The sequence below is a fragment of the Vibrio sp. Vb0304 genome, assembly GCF_033338995.1.
GTDB lineage: Bacteria > Pseudomonadota > Gammaproteobacteria > Enterobacterales > Vibrionaceae > Vibrio > Vibrio alginolyticus.
This window is the reverse complement of record NZ_JAWOTT010000192.1, coordinates 1-1255: the sequence shown is the minus strand read 5'-3', so window position 1 is coordinate 1255 and position 1255 is coordinate 1. Positions and strand designations below refer to the sequence as shown.

The following is a 1255-nucleotide window of genomic DNA, read 5'->3' as shown; positions in this document are numbered from 1 at the left end:
GACGATGTTGTACTGCACGTGCCAACCATTGTGGTGATTAAAGAAGGTGCGAATCAGCATTGAAAGCTTGAGCTTATCCCCTTCTGAAGCGACAGCCGCTGGGCTTAACTTCTGGTTAAGCAGCACGCCACCTAGGATTTTATTGGCTTGAATTTTACCGACTGAGTTATACACCGCCGTTGGTCCCAAACGGTCAGAGCCCGATGCTGGACTCGCGCCTTCTGCCAGTGGCGTTTTCGCTTTTCGACCATCTGGTGTTGCCATCGTGGATGCGCCAAATGGCACGTTGGCAGAGATGCTCGATGTTCCCGCGTAGTAGCCACCACCAATTGGCCCGCGCCCATGACGTGTGTTGACAAATTGCGCCAACTCATCGATATAAACTTGGTAAGCATCAGCCAGCAGTTGGTCGACATAATCGTCGTCATTGCCGTATTTTGGCGCGAAGTTGATTAAGCGTTGGCGAAGTTGTTCGTTCTCAATACCATCGAAGTCTTCTTCTAATGCTTTTGCCAGTTCCGTTTGGCTGATTTGTGCTTCTTCAAACACCAAATGTTTGATCGCCGCCAAACTGTTACCCAAATTGGCGATACCCACTTGCAGGCCAGATACCCAATCGTATTTCGCTCCGCCTTCTTTTACTGTTTTACCGCGCGCCAAACAGTCATCCACCAGCGATGAGCAGAAAATATCTTGCGCTTGCTGCTCAAGCACGCTGTCGACTACGGTATCGATCTCAATCGATTTACGTGTGTAGTAGCGAATTTGCTCCGCCCAAGAGGCTGTGACTTGATCAAAACTCTCGAAGTTGCCTTTTGCCAACGACTTATCATGCGGCAAGAAGGCTTTGCCCGTCGTTGCATCCACACCTTCGTTAAGCGCAGCCAGTAAAATACGCGCAAAGTTAATGAAGCTCATACCCGTGCAACGGTAACCCCATTTGCCTGGAACAGCGGTTTCAATACAGCCAATAGACGCGTAGTTGTAAGCGTCTTCTTTCTCAACGCCAAGCTTGATGAACTCTGGAATGACAATTTCATCGTTGTTGAATGCAGGCATACCGAATCCGCATTTGATCACTTCAATACAGCCCATCAAGAACTCTTGATTCAGACCTTCATGATAGCGAACACTCAAGTTCGGTTGTGTGGAACGTAGCTGACCACAAGACTCTAAAATCGCCCAAGATAGCGGATTTACGGCGTCTTCAGGTTCTCCATTCTCATTCAGCTTTTGGCCACCGATACAGACATTT

At 48.6% G+C, this 1255-nt stretch carries 1 protein-coding gene; it reads right to left on the bottom strand.

The window, feature by feature from the left end; all coding sequences use genetic code 11:
- On the bottom strand, positions 1–1255 hold a 1255-nt coding region (locus tag R7P35_RS24900), incomplete at both ends, for a pyruvate formate lyase family protein (RefSeq protein ID WP_318093055.1).